This window comes from Microbacterium shaanxiense (assembly GCF_054779995.1).
This window is the reverse complement of the sequence record NZ_BAAGXE010000002.1, coordinates 879196-895269: the sequence shown is the minus strand read 5'-3', so window position 1 is coordinate 895269 and position 16074 is coordinate 879196. Positions and strand designations below refer to the sequence as shown.

General features: G+C 66.3%; 20 protein-coding genes. 9 read left to right on the top strand and 11 right to left on the bottom strand.

The genetic code is table 11. The features are described 5' to 3' along the window. Positions 1–103: 103 nt before the first annotated feature. The 9 genes from ACYVG2_RS09310 to ACYVG2_RS09270 all read right to left on the bottom strand — a co-directional run bounded on the left by ACYVG2_RS09310 (position 104) and on the right by ACYVG2_RS09270 (position 5061). Complete coding sequence (locus ACYVG2_RS09310) at positions 104–859, bottom strand: amino acid ABC transporter ATP-binding protein (RefSeq protein ID WP_460780699.1); 756 nt, start codon at positions 857–859, stop codon at positions 104–106. After that, positions 856–1653 carry an amino acid ABC transporter permease gene (locus ACYVG2_RS09305; protein ID WP_448967247.1) on the bottom strand — a complete coding sequence of 266 codons (798 nt, stop codon included), beginning with the start codon at positions 1651–1653 and terminating at the stop codon, positions 856–858. The genes ACYVG2_RS09310 and ACYVG2_RS09305 overlap by 4 nt, the downstream gene beginning before the upstream one ends. 33 nt (positions 1654–1686) lie before the next feature. Beyond that, complete coding sequence (locus tag ACYVG2_RS09300; protein WP_460780698.1) at positions 1687–2505, bottom strand: basic amino acid ABC transporter substrate-binding protein; 819 nt, start codon at positions 2503–2505, stop codon at positions 1687–1689. Positions 2506–2644: 139 nt separating this feature from the next. Beyond that, complete coding sequence (locus tag ACYVG2_RS09295; RefSeq protein ID WP_460780697.1) at positions 2645–2944, bottom strand: Dabb family protein; 300 nt, start codon at positions 2942–2944, stop codon at positions 2645–2647. Continuing rightward, positions 2944–3201 carry a glutaredoxin family protein gene (locus ACYVG2_RS09290; RefSeq protein WP_366232657.1) on the bottom strand — a complete coding sequence of 86 codons (258 nt, stop codon included), beginning with the start codon at positions 3199–3201 and terminating at the stop codon, positions 2944–2946. Before ACYVG2_RS09290 ends, ACYVG2_RS09295 begins: the two co-directional genes overlap by 1 nt. Continuing rightward, positions 3198–3500: a rhodanese-like domain-containing protein gene (locus ACYVG2_RS09285; protein WP_366232656.1), complete on the bottom strand. Its 303-nt coding sequence runs from the start codon at positions 3498–3500 to the stop codon at positions 3198–3200. The genes ACYVG2_RS09290 and ACYVG2_RS09285 overlap by 4 nt, the downstream gene beginning before the upstream one ends. A gap of 93 nt (positions 3501–3593) precedes the next feature. After that, the gene (locus ACYVG2_RS09280; RefSeq protein ID WP_003792170.1) at positions 3594–3692 is read right to left on the bottom strand and encodes a 30S ribosomal protein bS22; all 99 of its coding nucleotides are present in this window, start codon (positions 3690–3692) and stop codon (positions 3594–3596) included. A 127-nt stretch (positions 3693–3819) separates the two neighbouring features. Continuing rightward, positions 3820–4011 carry a helix-turn-helix domain-containing protein gene (locus ACYVG2_RS09275; RefSeq protein WP_448966320.1) on the bottom strand — a complete coding sequence of 64 codons (192 nt, stop codon included), beginning with the start codon at positions 4009–4011 and terminating at the stop codon, positions 3820–3822. Between the two features lie 117 nt (positions 4012–4128). Next, entirely contained in the window at positions 4129–5061 is a 933-nt protein-coding gene (locus ACYVG2_RS09270; RefSeq protein WP_460780696.1) for a TetR/AcrR family transcriptional regulator, read from the bottom strand. Between the two features lie 101 nt (positions 5062–5162). On the opposite strand from ACYVG2_RS09270, the gene ACYVG2_RS09265 reads away from it, so the two are divergent. Beyond that, positions 5163–6056, top strand: a complete 894-nt coding sequence (locus ACYVG2_RS09265; protein ID WP_460780695.1) for an ATP-binding cassette domain-containing protein — start codon at positions 5163–5165, stop codon at positions 6054–6056. After that, positions 6053–6868 carry an ABC transporter permease gene (locus tag ACYVG2_RS09260; protein ID WP_448966323.1) on the top strand — a complete coding sequence of 272 codons (816 nt, stop codon included), beginning with the start codon at positions 6053–6055 and terminating at the stop codon, positions 6866–6868. The genes ACYVG2_RS09265 and ACYVG2_RS09260 overlap by 4 nt, the downstream gene beginning before the upstream one ends. Positions 6869–6901: 33 nt before the next feature. On the opposite strand, the gene ACYVG2_RS09255 is transcribed toward ACYVG2_RS09260, so the two are convergent. Then, positions 6902–7318 carry an ArsR/SmtB family transcription factor gene (locus tag ACYVG2_RS09255; protein ID WP_448966324.1) on the bottom strand — a complete coding sequence of 139 codons (417 nt, stop codon included), beginning with the start codon at positions 7316–7318 and terminating at the stop codon, positions 6902–6904. Between the two features lie 98 nt (positions 7319–7416). On the opposite strand from ACYVG2_RS09255, the gene ACYVG2_RS09250 reads away from it, so the two are divergent. The 7 genes from ACYVG2_RS09250 to ACYVG2_RS09220 all read left to right on the top strand — a co-directional run bounded on the left by ACYVG2_RS09250 (position 7417) and on the right by ACYVG2_RS09220 (position 15177). Then, a complete protein-coding gene (locus ACYVG2_RS09250; RefSeq protein WP_460780694.1) occupies positions 7417–8847 on the top strand; it encodes a TrkH family potassium uptake protein in 1431 nt (476 codons plus the stop codon). Next, the gene (locus ACYVG2_RS09245) at positions 8840–9511 is read left to right on the top strand and encodes a potassium channel family protein (RefSeq protein WP_188437730.1); all 672 of its coding nucleotides are present in this window, start codon (positions 8840–8842) and stop codon (positions 9509–9511) included. Before ACYVG2_RS09250 ends, ACYVG2_RS09245 begins: the two co-directional genes overlap by 8 nt. 77 nt (positions 9512–9588) lie before the next feature. After that, positions 9589–10686, top strand: a complete 1098-nt coding sequence (locus tag ACYVG2_RS09240) for a LacI family DNA-binding transcriptional regulator (RefSeq protein ID WP_460780693.1) — start codon at positions 9589–9591, stop codon at positions 10684–10686. 290 nt (positions 10687–10976) lie between these two features. Then, positions 10977–12350 (top strand): ABC transporter substrate-binding protein, encoded by a 1374-nt coding sequence (locus tag ACYVG2_RS09235; RefSeq protein ID WP_460780692.1) that lies wholly within the window; start codon positions 10977–10979, stop codon positions 12348–12350. A gap of 3 nt (positions 12351–12353) precedes the next feature. Continuing rightward, positions 12354–13277 carry a carbohydrate ABC transporter permease gene (locus tag ACYVG2_RS09230; protein WP_460780691.1) on the top strand — a complete coding sequence of 308 codons (924 nt, stop codon included), beginning with the start codon at positions 12354–12356 and terminating at the stop codon, positions 13275–13277. Then, positions 13274–14137: a carbohydrate ABC transporter permease gene (locus ACYVG2_RS09225; RefSeq protein ID WP_448966330.1), complete on the top strand. Its 864-nt coding sequence runs from the start codon at positions 13274–13276 to the stop codon at positions 14135–14137. Before ACYVG2_RS09230 ends, ACYVG2_RS09225 begins: the two co-directional genes overlap by 4 nt. Positions 14138–14142: 5 nt before the next feature. Then, positions 14143–15177, top strand: a complete 1035-nt coding sequence (locus tag ACYVG2_RS09220) for a DUF2804 domain-containing protein (RefSeq protein ID WP_460780690.1) — start codon at positions 14143–14145, stop codon at positions 15175–15177. 16 nt (positions 15178–15193) lie between these two features. Here the strand turns inward: ACYVG2_RS09220 and proC are convergent, their stop codons facing one another. Then, a complete protein-coding gene (gene proC, locus ACYVG2_RS09215) occupies positions 15194–16033 on the bottom strand; it encodes a pyrroline-5-carboxylate reductase (RefSeq protein WP_460780689.1) in 840 nt (279 codons plus the stop codon). Positions 16034–16074: the final 41 nt, after the last annotated feature.

Sequence of the window (16074 nt, the reverse complement as noted above, 5' to 3'; positions counted from 1 at the left end):
AGGGGACTCGCCACGCGCGACACTTCTCGGCATCCGCGGCACCGATCGATGCAGCGTATGCCGAGCTGTGTAGCGGTAGCAGACGGCGTGGCGCCCGTAGGTGTCAGAGCACGCGGGCGAGGAAGTCCTGCGTGCGCGGATGCTGCGGGTTCGCGAGCACCTCGCGCGGGTCTCCCTCTTCGACGATCACTCCGCCGTCCATGAAGATCAGACGGGACCCGACTTCGCGTGCGAAGCCCATCTCGTGGGTCACGACGAGCATCGTCATGCCCTCGTCGGCCAGCGTGCGCATCACCTGCAGCACCTCGCCGACCAGCTCGGGATCGAGTGCGGAAGTCGGCTCGTCGAAGAGCATCATGTCGGGGTTCATGCACAGCGCCCTCGCGATCGCGACGCGCTGCTGCTGACCGCCCGACAGGTGCCCCGGGTAGGCATCTGCCTTCTCGCTGAGTCCCACTCTGCCGAGCATCTCGCGCGCGACCCGCTCCGCCTCGGCCTTCGAGCGCTTCTTCACGCGCTGCTGGGCGATCATCAGGTTGCCCATGACATCGAGGTGCGGGAACAGGTTGAAGCTCTGGAACACCATGCCGATGCGGGTGCGCACCCGATCGATGTCGATGTCGGGATCGGTGATGTCGATCCCCTCGACCAGCACCTTCCCGCCCGTGGGCTCTTCGAGCAGGTTCACCGAGCGCAACAGGGTCGATTTCCCTGACCCGGACGGCCCGATCACGCACACGACCTCGCCCGCCGCGACGGTCAAGTCGATGCCCTTGAGCACCTCGTTGTCGCCGAAGCTCTTGACGAGCCCCTGGATGTCGATCGCCGGAGCGTGGACATCGATCAGGTCGGTGGTCATCGCTGCCTCGCCATCCGTCGTTCCAGCCACGCGCTGAAGCGCGTGAGCGGGATCGTCACGATCAGGTACAGGATCGCCGCCATGATCAGCGGTGTTCCGTTCGCATTCTGGGTACTCGCGTCGCGGGCGAAGTTGGTGAGCTCCTTCGACCAGATGAAGGTGCCGGCCACGAACAGCAGCGAGGTGTCCTTCAGCAGCAGTACGAACTCGTTCGTCAGCGGCGGGATGATGATGCGGAAGCCCTGCGGCACCACGATCCAGAAGGTCGTCTTCATCGGAGACATGCCCAGCGAACGGGCGGCTTCCGTCTGCCCCTTCGGCACGGCCTGGATTCCGGCACGGATCGTCTCGGCCATATAGGCGGAGGCGACCAGGATGAGACCGATCAGCCCGAGAACCACCGGACCGCCGAGCTTGGTTCCGGGCACGCCCAACCCGATCGGCAGGATGAACGCGATGGCGAAGATCGTCAGAATCGCGGGGAGCCCGCGGAACAGCTCGATCCACGCCGTGGCGATCCACCGGAAAGGCCCGATGCTCGACAGTTTGAGCAATGCCAGCACGATACCGAGCAGCAGGCCTCCGACGAAGGCCACCGCCGTGAACCACAGCGTGTTCACGAGTGCGGTCGTGATGATGCCCGGGAGCATCTTCGCCGCGATCTCCGGATTGAAGTACAGCGTCGCGATCCGGGCCCAGTCGGTGCTGACGGCCAGCCAGACGACGACTGCGATCAGCACCGCGTAGACGATGTATCGGTAGAGCTTGCTCTTGGTCGTGCGCCTCAACGCCATCGTCAAGGACCCCTGTCCTGCTCGCCCTGCCGACTACTCTGCGGTGAAGTAGTTGTCGTAGATCGTCTGGTAGTCGCCGCTGTCGCGAAGCTCCTGCAGCGCTCCGTTGATCGCCTCGCGCAGTTCTTCCTTCTCGCCCTTGGCGAAGGCGAATCCGTACTGCTCGTCGGTGTTGTACTCCTCGACGATCTTGTACGCGGAGTCGGCCTTCTCGTGCTCGAGGTTCACCGGCTGGTCCTGGAGGATCGCGTCGATCTGCCCGGCCTGCATCGCGGGCCACAGCTCGCCGTCGGAGGGGTACTGCACGAGCTCGGCTCCCTCGGCGTTCTCCGAGGCATAGGTCTCACCGGTGGTGCCCTGCTGCACGCCCACGTTGCGGCCCGACAGGTCGTCGATCGACTCGATGCCGGAGTCGGTGCGCACCAGGAGCGACTGCAGCGAGTCGTAGTACGGGTCGGAGAAGTCGAGGTTCGCCTCGCGCTCTTCCGTGATGGTCATGGCGGATGCTCCGATGTCGCACGTGCCCGCAGCGAGCGTGGTGCCGGACTGCAGGGCGTCGAAGCCGACGTCCTGCACAGACAGCTTGAGGTCGAGCTTCTTCGCGATCGCGTCGAGCAGGTCGATGTCGAAACCGGTGTAGCCGGTGCCGTTGTCGCCGCCTTCGAACTCGAAGGGCGCGTAAGGGATGTCGGAGCAGACCGTCAGCGTTCCGGCTTCGGTGAGACCGTAGTCGTCACCCGCAGGCGTCTCGCCGCCGCCCGCGTCGCCTCCACCGGTGGCGCAGCCGGACAGAGCGAGTGCGGCGGTCGCGGCGAGCGCGATACCGAAGGTGAGATTACGACGACGGGGCATGACCGCTCCAGGGAGACTGGGGCGAACACGCCCACGAACAGGTATGCACATCATCTTGACACGGGGGCGTCCGCAAGTACGGGCTCGGGAGATTACGTTTGCGTTTCACTCCGCAGACGCGTCGCCCGAGCTCGAACCGTCAGACCTCGAAATCGACCGCGACCCGGGAGGAGACGACGGATCGGACGAAGGCGACGACCTCTTCATGCGCTGGATGCACCTGATACTGCTCCAGCGCCTCGACCGAGTCGAAATCAGCGATGAGCGTCACGTCCCAGTTCGCGTCCGGATACACCGAGTTGGCGCCCGCCGAGATCGAGCGCAGTTGCGGCACGACGCCGTCCAGCGCGTTCAGGCGACGAGCGACCTCGGCGGCCTGCTCCGCCCGTTCGACGGGGTCCTCGCTCGCGAGCTTCCAGGTGACGACATGCCTGAGCATCAGATCTCCTCCAGTTTCCGGCGCAGCCGATCGGCGGAGACCCGCCAGTGCGCGTGCAGTTCGTCGTCGATGAGCACGACGGGGATCTTCTCCCACCACAGTTCATACAGGGCGGGGTCGTCCTCGATCGAGCGCTCGACGATCTCGATGCGGTCGCCGATCTCATCCGGCAGTTCGGCGACGACCGTCTCTACGATCTCGAGCGCCGTCGGGCAGAGATGACACCCTGCCCTGCCGATGACGGTGACCGTCGTCACGCCGACGGAACCTCGACCGGATGCCCGGTGGCGATCCACTCGCCGGTGCCGCCCTCGACGTTCGTGGCGTCGTGGCCCTGCGCTTCGAGCGCCTGCACGACTCTCGCCGAGCGGCCACCGGCCTGGCAGATGACGTCGAACGACCCGGAGGGAAGCTCATCCAGGCGACCGCCCAGTTCGGACATCGGGATGTTCACGGCACCGGGCACGTGCCCGGCCGCGAACTCGTCCTTCTCGCGCACGTCGATGAGCGGCGTGCTCTCGCGGGAGGCGAGTTCGGCGATGGTGATCGACTTCATGGATTCTCCCTGGGACTCGAGGCCTGATCCGGAGGTGCCGAGGGCACAGACACAAAGCGCCCGTCCGAAGACAGGCGCTCGTGTCTAGGCCGCTTACTTCTTGTTGCGGCGCTGGTGGCGAGTCTTGCGAAGCAGCTTACGATGCTTCTTCTTCGCCATGCGCTTGCGGCGCTTCTTGATGACAGAACCCACGGAAACCTCACTACGTCAGTGGCTGGGCGTCGCACGAAGTCGGACGCCCGGGTACGGGCACGGAAAAAATGCCTCGGGTCAGTCTAGCAAACCAGCAGGCACTCGCCGGTCACCCAGGCGGACGGGGTCAGCCGACGTCAGCGATGGGCCGCTGCAAAGCGTCGCTCACCGCCGACTCCGGCACGCGGTAACTGCGACCGAACCGGATCGCGGGCAGCTCGCCGGAGTGCACGAGGCGATAGACGGTCATCTTCGACACGCGCATGATCTCGGCGACTTCGGCAACCGTAAGGAACCGGACGTCTGGAACTTCGGGCATCCCCTGTACCCCTTTCTGCTGAAGCACACTCTATGGCGAACGTGCGACGCATGTAAACCCGTGTGGCCGATGTGACCTGTGGGATTCCTGTGCATCGTCAGTGCGCGCAGGCACCGCTCAGTCGCGCCGTCGCGCCTTGGCGACGCGATCATGGGCATCGCGCAGCACGATCCGCTCGATCTTCCGCGCGTCGCGGAGCGCCTTCTCCGCAGTACGGACTTCCTTGCGTGCTTCCCTGAGCTTCTTGTCTCCGGCGACCTCGGCGGACTCGACGCCGATCCATTCGACATCCGGCGCGTGCGCTCCGCCGCGATCCAACCCGGCGATGTACGCCTCGACGCCGTCGAAGATGCGCTCCATGGCGAATCGGAACGGATCGTCTTCGGCAGTGAAGACTCCCGCATCGATCGCCCGGCGAAGCGCAGGATACTCCTCCGCCGTGATCACCCGGTCGAACAGTGCAGCCTCCTGCGCCGAGACCTCCGTCGCGGACAATCCGCTCGTACGCGACTGCTCGGTGTAGCCGGCCGACACGATCCCGTACCAGCGGGCCTCCCCCGTGACCGACAGTGCGACCGCGAGCCGTTCGGCGTCGGTGAGCGGCGTGTCACCCAGCGCGTCGAGACCGGCGTCGATCCACGCAGAGCTGTTGGGCGTGATCGGCGATCCGGTGATCGGCAACGACAGCATCCACGGATGGCTGAGGTAGACGACCACCTGCGCCTCGAACAGCGTGCGGAGCTTCGCCCGCCACCCGTCCTGAGCGCGATACTCCTCCGGGGGCAGGCCCGTCGCCTGCTCCTGCATGAGCAGCAGCAGATCGTCCTTCGCGGTGACGTACCGGTACAGCGACATCGGCGTGAAGCCGAGCCTGGCCGCCACCGCCGCCATGGACACGGCACCGATGCCCTCGGCATCGGCCAACTCCACCGCCGCGTCGACGATCTTCTCGACGCTCATCTCGCGCTTGGGGCCACGCTGCGGATTCGCCGCCACACCCCAGGCGAGTGCAATCCCTCGCGGCAGCTCCGGTGGCTCGACGTCACTCATGCCGCCATCCTACTTCTGTTTATTGAATAAACAGTGTGTTATGGTCATACGCAGCAGTATGCGACATACACAGTTTGCCCCCTACACAGAAAGGATCACTGATGACGACAAGACCAGCCATCGAAGTGCGCGGCCTGGAGAAGAGGTTCGGGAAGCAGCTCGTACTCGACTCACTCGACATCACCGTCGCACCCGGAGAGGTGTTCGCCCTCCTCGGCCCGAACGGCGCCGGAAAGACCACGATCATCAACATCCTCACCACGCTCGTGCACGCCGACGCCGGCACCGTCACCGTGAGCGGCTTCGACGTCGCGACCGAGGCGGTCCAGGTGCAGCGCAGGATCAGCCTCACCGGCCAGTCCGCCGCGGTGGACGACGCCCTCAACGCGACCGAGAACGTCGTGATGTTCGCGCGCCTGGCCGGTCTCGGCCGCACCGAAGCCCGCCGACGCGCCGCCGAGCTCATCGCGCAGTTCGGACTGACGGATGCCGCGTCCCGCCTGGTCCGCACCTTCTCCGGCGGGATGCGACGCCGTCTCGACCTGGCTCTGAGCTTCGTCGTGACCCCGGAAGTGCTCTTCCTCGACGAGCCGACGACCGGTCTCGACACCCGCAGTCGTCGAGACCTCTGGGACATGATCCGCACGCTCGCGAACGCGGGCACGACCGTGTTCCTCACGACGCAGTACCTCGAAGAGGCCGACCAGCTGGCCGATCGCATCGCCGTGCTGCACGACGGCCGCATCGCCGCTCTCGGAACGGCCGCCGAGCTGAAGGCGCGCGTGGGCGGCGACACCGTCGAACTCCACGACGAGAACGGCGAACTGCTGAGGCAGATCGCGACCGACGGCACCGTCAGCGATCTGAGAAGAGCGCTCGACCTGCTCGACGAGCAGGGCGCCGCCGGCATCGTCTCCCTGCGACGTCCGACGCTCGACGACGTCTTCCTCGCCCTCACCTCATCCGACGCACGATCCTTGAAGGAGAACGCATGACCACCGCACTCGCCGCAGCCGCGGCATCCGCTCCTCCGTCCGCCCGACCGCGCCTGCGCGGCATCCAGGCCGAAGCCGTGTTCGTCGGCCGGAGTCTTCGGCACTCGCTGCGCGACGGCGAATCGCTGCTCATGGCCGTGCTGCTTCCGGTGATGCTCATGCTGATGTTCACCTGGGTGTTCGGCGGCGCCATCGATCCCAGCGGTGCATACGTCGACTACGTCGTCCCCGGCATCATCCTCACCTGTGCGGGTTTCGGTGCCTCGTCGACCGCGGTGTACGTCGCCAATGACATGCGCACCGGGATCATCGACAGGTTCCGCACCATGCCCCTGCGCGCCGGGGCGGTCCTCACCGGACATGTCGTGGCCAGCCTGCTGCGCAACCTCGTCGCCACCGCGATCGTCATCGGCGTCGGCGTGCTGGTCGGGTTCCGTCCCACCGCGAACTTCGCGGAATGGATCGGGCTGGCGGCGCTGATCGCGCTGTACATCCTTGCGATCACGTATCTGTTCGCCGCGATCGGGCTCGCGGCCGGTTCGCCCGAAGGTGCCAACGGCTACGGATTCATCCTGCTGTTCCTGCCGTACCTCTCCAGCGCGTTCGTGCCGATCACCAGCATGCCCGACTGGCTCCAGCCGGTCGCCTCCGGACTCCCGATCACGCCCATCGTCGAGACCATCCGCGGCCTGCTGATGAACGCTCCACTGGAGGCCGAACCATGGTGGGCCGTCGGGTGGTGCCTCGTCATCCTCGCGGTCGCGACGGCCTGGGGAGCATGGCTGTTCCGCAGGAAGGCCGGACGCCGATGACGCATCGCCTGCCCGGCATCACGCGGAACGTGCTCAGGCGCCTCGCCGTTTGAACGCGGTGGTCACGACGTGCTTCGCGGATGCCGCGGCGCGGCCGAACACCTCGGCCGCGTGCGCGGCGCCGTCGGGCAGCGGCACGAACGACACGTCGACGCCGGGGGCGTCGTCGCCGAACGCGTCCACCAGGAACGGCACGAGCCAGTCGTCGACGACCTCGAGCGGCTCGACCTCGATGCTGTACAGCCGGCGCTGGCCGTCTTCGCGAACGCTGACCAGCTCGGCCTCGCGCAGCACCTTCAGATGCTTCGAGACCGTGGGCTGGCTGATGCCGAGCTCGCTGACGATCTGCGAGACGCTGGTCCCGGCATCCCCGTCTGCCGCCCGTCGCAGGAGGAGCTGGAGGATGTCTCGCCTCGTGCCGTCTGCGATCACGTCGAAGATGTCGGTCATGAGATCAGGGTAGTCGTCCCACGCGCGGAGTACCATGACGAAGGCTCGTCGGAATGTCTCCGGCGGACGAACACGGAATGCTCCCAGGGAGGGCGGCGATGTCGAGTATCGGGTCATCGACATCCCCGCGCACGCGCGCACGCGATTTCTGGCGATTCGCCCGCCACATCATCACGTCGTCGCCGTCCCGCTTCGCGATCCTCATCTTCGCGGCCCTGATCCTGTTGTTCACCGCACTGCTCGCACTGCCGATCGCGTCGGCGAGCGGCACCAGGACGCCGATCAGCGACGCGCTGTTCACCGCAGTCTCGACGATCTGCGTCACGGGCCTCGCGACAGTGGACATGGCCGCGCACTGGTCGCCGTTCGGACACGTGGTCATCTTCCTCGGCGTGAACATCGGTGGCATGGGCGTGCTCACGCTCGCCTCCGTGCTCGGACTGGTCATCTCGAAGAAGCTCGGGCTGCGCGCCAAGCTGCTCGCCGCGGGAGACAGCAACCCGTTGCGCGCGCACGGCGGCGTGGTCAACGAGGGCCAGACCGTGCGCCTCGGAGAGGTCGGGCAGCTGCTGAAGACGGTCGCGTTCTCGCTGCTGCTCATCGAGCTCGTCGTCGCTCTGCTGCTCTACCCCGGGCTCGTGATGGCAGGCATCCCCCCGCTCGCCGCCCTGTGGGAGGCCCCGTACTACGCGGCCATGTCCTTCACGAACACGGGCTTCACGCCGAATGCCGGTGGCGTCGCGGAGTTCGCCGACGACTACTTCGTGCTGACGGTCCTCATGATCAGCGTCTTCCTCGGCAGCATCGGCTTCCCGGTCATCTACACACTGGCCAAGCATCACTGGCACGTGAAGCGCTGGTCGCTGCACAGCAAGCTCACGCTCATCACCACCGCGATCCTGTTCGTCCTCGGCGCGGCCGTCTTCCTCATCCTCGAGTACAACAACCCGCGCACGTTCGGCTCGATGGATGCCGGCGACACGACGTTCCAGGCGTTCTTCCTCTCCGCCATGACACGCTCCGGCGGGTTCAGTGTCATCGAGATCTCGGATCTCAACGGCTCCTCCATGCTCGCCGCGTCCATGCTGATGTTCGTCGGCGGCGGATCGGCGTCCACGGCAGGAGGCATCAAGGTCACCACTCTCGCCGTGCTCGCGATCGCCGTGTGGTCGGAGGCACGCGGTCGCCAGTCCGTCGAGGCGTTCGGTCGCCGGATCCCCAGCGACGTGCAGCGCGTCGCGCTGTCCGTCGTCGCGTGGGGCGCGACGATCGTCGCGCTGTCGACCATCGTCATCGCTCAGATCACGAAGGCGCCCATCAGCGATGTGCTCTTCGACGTCATATCGGCGTTCGGCACCGTCGGACTCTCGTCCGGTCTCACCGCCGAGCTGCCGGACTCCGCGGTGTACGTGATGGCCGCCACCATCTTCATGGGACGAATTGGTACAGTGACTCTCGCCGCGGCGGTCGCCGCGACATCGCGTTCGCAGCTCTACTCGCTGCCCGTGGAAAGGCCGATCGTTGGTTGAAGTCCTCCGGGGCGACGCCCCCGTACTCGTGATCGGGCTCGGCCGATTCGGCGCCGCGTGCGCCGGCGAGCTCGACCGTCTCGATCGCGAAGTGCTCGCGATGGACGAGAACCTCGAGCTCGTGCAGAAGTGGTCGGATCGCGTCACGCACACGGTGCAGGGCGACGCCCGCAACATCGATGCGCTCAAGCAGATCGGCGCGCAGGACTTCCAGGTCGCCGTCGTCGCGGTCGGTTCGCTCATCGAAGCATCCGTGCTGATCACCGCGAACCTCGTCGACCTCAAGGTGCCGCAGATCTGGGCGAAGGCCGTCTCCCAGTCGCACGGCAAGATCCTCGCCCGCGTCGGCGCGAACCACGTCATCTACCCCGAGCGCGAAGCCGGCGAGCGCGTCGCTCACCTCGTGAGCGGCCGGATGCTGGACTTCATCCGCTTCGACGACGACTTCGTGCTGGCCAAGATGTACCCGCCGAAGTTCATCAGAGGCGTCGGCCTGAACGAGTCCGGTGTGCGCTCGAAGTACAAGGTCACGGTCGTCGGGGTCAAAAGTCCCGGCAAGCCGTTCCGCTACGCGGAGGCGAACACGGTCGTCACCAACCACGACCTCATCATCGTGTCCGGCACCAACAGCGACATCGAGCGGTTCGCCAGCCTCGACCGCTGAGCGCGAGCCACGGCAGCACCGCGCCGATCCGATCGCGCGGGATTCGTCTGCCGGTGCCACCTGCCTAGAATTGCCGGATGGACGACACCTCGAGCCCGGCTTCACGTGGCGAACGTCCACCCACGATCAAGGATGTCGCCGCTCGTGCACAGGTGTCGTGGCGCACGGTGTCGAATGTGATCCACGGTCACAAGTATCTGCGCCCTGAGACGAAGGCGAAGGTCGAAGCGGCCATCGCCGAGCTCGGCTATCGCCCGCAGGCGGCCGCGCGCCAGCTTCGAAGCGGGCGCAGCAATCTCCTGACCCTCGCGATCCCGTCGCTCGCGCACCCCTACTTCGCGAACCTCGCCCATGCCGTCGTCGCCGCGGCCCGTCGTGAGGGATACGACGTGATGGTCGATGAGACGCTCGGCCAGTCGGACCGCGAACGTCGCGTGGCCCGCGGCTACGGCAGCATCCGCACGGACGGGATCATCTTCAGCCCGCTGTCCCTCCCCATCGACGAGCTCCTGGATGAACGCGATTCGACGCCGCTGGTGCTTCTCGGCGAGCACACGCTGCACGATGCGGTCGACAACGTCGTCGTCGACAACGTCGGCTCGAGTCGCGAGGCCACGGAGCACCTGCTGTCGCTCGGGCGCAGGCGCATCGGCTTCGTGGGCTACTTCCCGCAGGACACGCTCGGAACCGGTGATCTGCGCTTCGCCGGCTATCGACTAGCGCTCGAATCCGCTGGCCTGGATGTGGACCAGGACCTCGTCATCGATGCGGGCCGGGATCGCGCCCCCTCCGCACCGATCGAGGCCGAGGGCGACTACTGGCGACAGGAGGGTCACGTCGTCGGAGAGTCCCTGATCGGGCGCATCGCGGACTTCGATGCGATCGTGTGCGCGACGGATCTTCTGGCGATCGGGATCCTCTACGCATTCCGCCAGCACGGCATCCGCGTGCCGGAGGACGTGGCGATAGTCGGCTGGGACGACATCCCCGAATCCGCATTCTCCATGCCCACCCTCACCACGGTCTCCCCCAATCTCGAAGCCATCGCAGAACTGGGCGTTCGGGCACTTCTGCGCAGGATCGGCGATCCTTCCGCGACCCCCGTCGGGGACGTCGCCGGGCATCGCCTGATCGTGCGCGAATCCACCACGGGAATCGTCAGCGACGGCGTGTGACCGCCGCTCAGCGGTGAACGCCGAGCAGATCCGCACATTCGTGCAACGTGGAAACATGCGGCCGGAAGGGCCATCTGCACGCTGGGAGCGCTCGCACTGCACGTTTTCCCAGCGCGACGGAGAGATATTTGTTTCCACGTTGCAATACGCCTGGATATCTGGTTTATTCAGATTGTCGAACGCCTGACGCCACCGCACCCCGATCGCGAACGCCAGTGGACGACACGCTTCGCCGACGACGCCTTCCCGGCGAAGCCGACGCTCTATTCAATGACGAGGAGACGACTCAGATGTCCCACCGCAGTGCTCTACGCCCCCACCGCAAGGCCGTGATCGCGATAGCGTCGGTCAGCGCCTTCGCGATCACGCTCACCGCCTGCAGCGGAGGAAGCGCATCCGATGCCCCCATCGACGGCGGAGGACTCGGCACCGCCGATGAACACGTCGAGATCACGATGATGTCCAACGACGCGTTCGCCGAGACATGGCAGACACAGCTCGTACCGGAATTCAACAAGGCATACCCGTACATCGATGTGACCATCGACTCGACCCCGTACGACAGCCTGCTGGCCAAGGGAATGCTCGACGGCACGAGCCCCAGCCCGGACTACGACCTCATCACGCTCGACGATCCCTGGACCCCTCAGCTCGCCGAAGCCGGTGTCCTGCTCGATCTGAAGTCGGACGCCGCGCAGTGGACGGAGGACGGCTACGACTGGGAAGACTTCAACGCCGCGCCGCTCGCCTCCAGCGAATGGAACGGCGGCCAGTACGGCGTGCCGCTTCGCTCGAATCTTCTCGTGATGCTCTACAACAAGGATCTCTATGCGAAGGCCGGCCTGCCCGAGCCCACGCCCGAGCTCACGTGGGACCAGTACATGCAGCAGGCCCCCGAGCTCGTGCAGGACACCGACGGCGACGGCACTGTGGATTCGTGGGCCGTCGGTCTCACCTGGGTGCGCGGCGTGCTCTCCCCGCCTTTCTGGCAGACGGTGTTCAACTCGAACGGCGGCGCGCTCTTCGACGAGGACATGAAACCGGCGTTCGACACCGAGGAGGGCGCGGCCGCGCTGCAGACGCAGATCGACCTGCTCGAGTACGCACCCCCGGGTGCGTCGACATACAACTACAACGAGCCGCTCGATGCTTTCCGCCAGGGCAAGATCGCCACCCTCTTCACCTGGGGCAGCGCTTACCGGAGCGCCGCCGTCGACTCCACAGTGACGACGCTGACGCCCGATCAGGTCGGCATCCAGACGATGCCGGCGGGGTCCGAGGGCGCGAGCGCGCATCGAGGTGTCTGGAGCGGTTCGGTGTTCAAGAACAGCGACAACCCCGAGGCTGCATGGGCGTTGCTGCAGTGGATGAGCTCGAAGGAGGGCGAGCTGTGGTCGTCCGCGAACCTGGGATCATTCCCCGCACGCAAGTCGACGCTGGCTTCGGAGCCCGCCGAGCCGTGGCTCGCCCCGGTCTACACAGCGATCCAGAGCGGTTTCGACGTCGCCGCCGAGGGCGAGATGTGGCGCCCGCGCTCTCCCGACTCGAATGCGGTCCAGGAGATCCTCGCCAATGAGACGAGCGCGGCCGTGCAGGGCGATCGCACCGCAGAGGAGGCGCTCGAGAGAGCGGCCTCCGAGATCGAGGAACTGCTGGAGAAGTAGGTCATGTCGGTCGAATCGTTGACGCCGAACCGGTCGCGCACGAGGCGCGGCGCGGTCGTGAAGGATGTGATCAGCCGGTGGACGTTCATGGTCCCCGCGATCGTCCTCCTGGTGGCCGTGCTGGCCTACCCGCTGTTCTACACCCTCCAGATCAGCTTCTCCGACTTCGACCTCGCCACCTTCGCTCCATCGGAATGGGCGGGCACTGGCAACTACGAGGCCGCGCTCAGCGACGACAACTTCCTCAACTCGCTCGTCGTCACCGGCATCTACCTGGTGCTCGCCCTCCCCCTCCAGATCGTGCTCGGCTTCGGGATCGCGTTCCTGCTGAACGCCGAGTGGAGAGGGCGCGGCGTCGTCCGCGCCCTCTTCCTCATCCCGATGGTCGTCGCCCCCGTGGTCTCGGGCGGGATCTGGAAGATCATGCTCGATCCTCTCTGGGGAGTCGTGACGTGGTTCCTCGGACTCTTCGGAGTCCAGCCCATCGACTGGTTCGGCGACGCCGGCATGGCGATGATCAGCATCGTCATCATCGACACGTGGCGTTCGGTGCCGTTCGTGGTGCTGATCGCCGCAGCCGCCATGCTCGCCCTGCCGAAGGACGTGTTCGAAGCGGCCTCCGTCGACGGTGCGAACTGGTGGCAGACGCTGAGGTCGATCAGCCTGCCCATGCTCGCGCCCATCATCGCGGCGACCTTCGTCGTGCGGTGGTTGGGTGCCGTGAAGATGTTCGACGTGGTCGTCGCCACGACCAACGGCGGGCCGGGTCAGGCCACGAACGTCGTCAATCTCTACATCTACCGCCAGGCCTTCCAGCTGCTCGAGTTCAGCACCTCTTCGGCCATGGCGATCATCGTGCTCGTCATCACCATGGTGCTCACCTTCGTGTTCCTGTGGGGCAGTAAGAAATTGGAGGACCGGCTGTGACCGCTCTGAACCCACCCGCGACCTCGCACCGGCGCCGCACCGCCACAGCGCATCGCACGCGCGTCTGGTCCGGCGTGATCGTGTGCCTCCTGTTCCTGCTGCCGCTCGTCTGGATGCTGCTGACCTCGTTCAAGCAGCAGCGCGACATCTTCTCCTCGCCACCGAGCTTCATCTTCGAGCCGACCATCGCGCAGTACGTCGACGTGCTCACCCGCGGTGGTTTCGCAGGGCAGATGCTCAACACCGTGATCGTCGCGGTCGGCGCGTCCGTGCTGTCGCTGATCGCCGGGGCGATGGCCGGCTACGCGCTCTCCCGTCTCCGCATCCGCGGCGCCGGCGTCATCGGTGCACTGATCCTCGCCTCGCGCGGAGTACCGCCGATCGCCCTCGCCGTGCCGATGTTCCTCGTCGCGCGATCGCTGGGCATCACCGATACGCACATCACCCTGATCATCGCGTACTGCTCGTTCATCGTCCCCTACGTGATGTGGCTGATGCGCGGCTTCTTCCTCGCCCTGCCGAAAGAGCTCGAAGAGTCGGCGATGCTCGACGGATGCTCGCGGATGGGGGCGTTCTTCCGCATCATCCTCCCGATCTCGCTCCCTGGCCTGCTGTCGACCTTCATCTTCAGCATCATCCTCGCGTGGGAGGAGCTCCTGTTCGCGCTGGTGCTGACGAACCGCAACGCGACCACGTTCCCCGTGGCGATCGCAGGGATGGCGGGCGACACCGAGAACGGCGCCAACTGGGGCGCTCTCGCCGCGGCGGGGATGATCACCGTCATCCCCGTCGTGATCCTCGCGCTGCTCGTACAGAAATGGTTGATCCGCGGCCTCGCAGAGGGCGCGACGAAGGGATGACATCAGTGAGACTTCCATTGCGGCCGGTGCTGCGCGGCGGAGAGAGCATCATCGAACGCGAGATCACCGAACCGGTGGATCTGTGTCTGCCGTCCGGTCGGCTGAACCCGGAGGCAGTGGGCTGGACGCGCTCGCCGCTCCACCGCACCAACCTGCGCGGATGGGGCAGGAACAAGCGCTTCGAGTACTGGGCCGTCACCACGCCGACCGCGATCATCACCCTCAACATCTCCCACCACGACTATCGGGCGAACGTCTCGGTCTCGTACTGGGACAGGGAGGGCACGTCGGAGATCCGTCAAGGTGGGAACACGTGGCTGCCTGGACACGCCGGCATGCGCGATCCTGGCAACAGTCTCCCGATGCAGGCGCGCCGCCGGGACGTCGTCGTCAGGCTCACCCCGCAGGGGCGCGGCACGCATCTGCACGCCGAGTCACCGCGGATCTCGGTGGATCTCACGGTGCACGCGGAGCCCGATCACGAGTCCATGGGCGTGCTGGTCCCGTGGACCGACCGCCTGTTCCAGTACACGAAGAAGGACAACGACCTCACCGCCGAAGGAACCGTGATCGTCGACGGCGTCGAGCACCGGGTGGAACGCCGCTCGTCCGCGGCAGTGCACGATCGGGGACGCGGACGCTGGCCGTATCGAACGTTCTGGAACTGGGGGTCGGGCCGAGGCGAGGACGATCAGGGGCGCACCCTCGGCCTGCAGCTCGGCGGCAAGTGGACGGATGCGACCCCCTCGACCGAGAACTGGCTTCGCATCGACGGCCGGCTGCACAAGGTCAGCGATCACCTCGACTGGCAGTACGACACGGATGACTGGCTGGCGCCGTGGAGCATCACCGGGCCGCGCGTGAGCATGCGCTTCACTCCCGAACGTCACGTTCGGCACATGTTCAATCGATGGATCATCCTCAGCCGCGGCGACACCTGCTACGGCACGTACTCGGGCGAGGTGACGCTCGAGGACGGCTCAGTGGTCAGGTTCGCCGATGTTCCAGGACATGTCGAAGAGGTCGAACGACGCTGGTGATCGGCGCCGGTCGCGGTCAGGCTCCTGCCGCGAGCTCCCTCGATCGTGCGAGCGCGGCGTCGGTCGCCGCGGTGAACACCCGGTCGAGATGCGCATCCTGCAGCACGGCGATGGCGCGCTCGGTCGTGCCCTTGGGGCTCGTGACTCGCCGCCTGAGTTCGGCAGGGTCCTCACCGGATGCTTCGAGAAGCGCGGTGGCGCCGATGAAGGTCTGCTCGACCATCAGACGGGCATCCGTCTCGTCGAACCCCTTGTCGACCGCGGCCTTCGTCAGCTCCTCGATGAGCAGGAAGACATAGGCGGGGCCGGAACCGGAGATCGTGCCGAGGGCGTCGATCTGCTCCTCTGGGACCTCGACGACGGCGCCGACGAGTTCGAACAGACGACGCACCGCGGCGAGGTCATCGGCGGAGGCCGCGGCCCCGGCGGCGAGCCCGGTGACGGCCTTGCCCACGGTGGCCGGAGTGTTCGGCATGGCACGGATCACCCGCGCATCCGGTCCGAGGCCGTCGGCGAAAGTCGCCAACGTCACCCCGGCGGCGACGCTGACCACGACGGCATCGGCACGCAGAACGGGCGCGATCTCGCGGAGGAGGCGGGGGACCATCGCCGGCTTCACACCGACGATCACGATGCCGGCTGACGCCGCAGCATCCGTGTTCCCCGCAGGCTGCGCATCCAGCGCGATCGAGGTGACCCCATCGAGACCCGCGAGCGCAGATGCCTTCTCTGACGTGCGGTTGGTGGCGACGATTCCGCCTTCGACGTCGATGCCCGATGCGACCACACCATGGAGGATCGCACCGCCCATCGAACCGGCACCGAGGAACGCGAGGGACGGGAGTGAATCAGCCATGTCGACATCCTATTTCGCGGCGTCCGGAAGCGCCGAGGGAG

Bases quoted from the DNA above. Each gene is read 5' to 3' on its own strand.
- ACYVG2_RS09310 (WP_460780699.1), bottom strand. From the start codon at position 859: ATGACCACCGACCTGATCGATGTCCACGCTCCGGCGATCGACATCCAG.
- ACYVG2_RS09305 (WP_448967247.1), bottom strand. From the start codon at position 1,653: ATGGCGTTGAGGCGCACGACCAAGAGCAAGCTCTACCGATACATCGTC.
- ACYVG2_RS09300 (WP_460780698.1), bottom strand. From the start codon at position 2,505: ATGCCCCGTCGTCGTAATCTCACCTTCGGTATCGCGCTCGCCGCGACC.
- ACYVG2_RS09295 (WP_460780697.1), bottom strand. From the start codon at position 2,944: ATGCTCAGGCATGTCGTCACCTGGAAGCTCGCGAGCGAGGACCCCGTC.
- ACYVG2_RS09285 (WP_366232656.1), bottom strand. From the start codon at position 3,500: ATGAAGTCGATCACCATCGCCGAACTCGCCTCCCGCGAGAGCACGCCG.
- ACYVG2_RS09275 (WP_448966320.1), bottom strand. From the start codon at position 4,011: ATGCCCGAAGTTCCAGACGTCCGGTTCCTTACGGTTGCCGAAGTCGCC.
- ACYVG2_RS09270 (WP_460780696.1), bottom strand. From the start codon at position 5,061: ATGAGTGACGTCGAGCCACCGGAGCTGCCGCGAGGGATTGCACTCGCC.
- ACYVG2_RS09265 (WP_460780695.1), top strand. From the start codon at position 5,163: ATGACGACAAGACCAGCCATCGAAGTGCGCGGCCTGGAGAAGAGGTTC.
- ACYVG2_RS09260 (WP_448966323.1), top strand. From the start codon at position 6,053: ATGACCACCGCACTCGCCGCAGCCGCGGCATCCGCTCCTCCGTCCGCC.
- ACYVG2_RS09255 (WP_448966324.1), bottom strand. From the start codon at position 7,318: ATGACCGACATCTTCGACGTGATCGCAGACGGCACGAGGCGAGACATC.
- ACYVG2_RS09250 (WP_460780694.1), top strand. From the start codon at position 7,417: ATGTCGAGTATCGGGTCATCGACATCCCCGCGCACGCGCGCACGCGAT.
- ACYVG2_RS09240 (WP_460780693.1), top strand. From the start codon at position 9,589: ATGGACGACACCTCGAGCCCGGCTTCACGTGGCGAACGTCCACCCACG.
- ACYVG2_RS09235 (WP_460780692.1), top strand. From the start codon at position 10,977: ATGTCCCACCGCAGTGCTCTACGCCCCCACCGCAAGGCCGTGATCGCG.
- ACYVG2_RS09230 (WP_460780691.1), top strand. From the start codon at position 12,354: ATGTCGGTCGAATCGTTGACGCCGAACCGGTCGCGCACGAGGCGCGGC.
- proC (WP_460780689.1), bottom strand. From the start codon at position 16,033: ATGGCTGATTCACTCCCGTCCCTCGCGTTCCTCGGTGCCGGTTCGATG.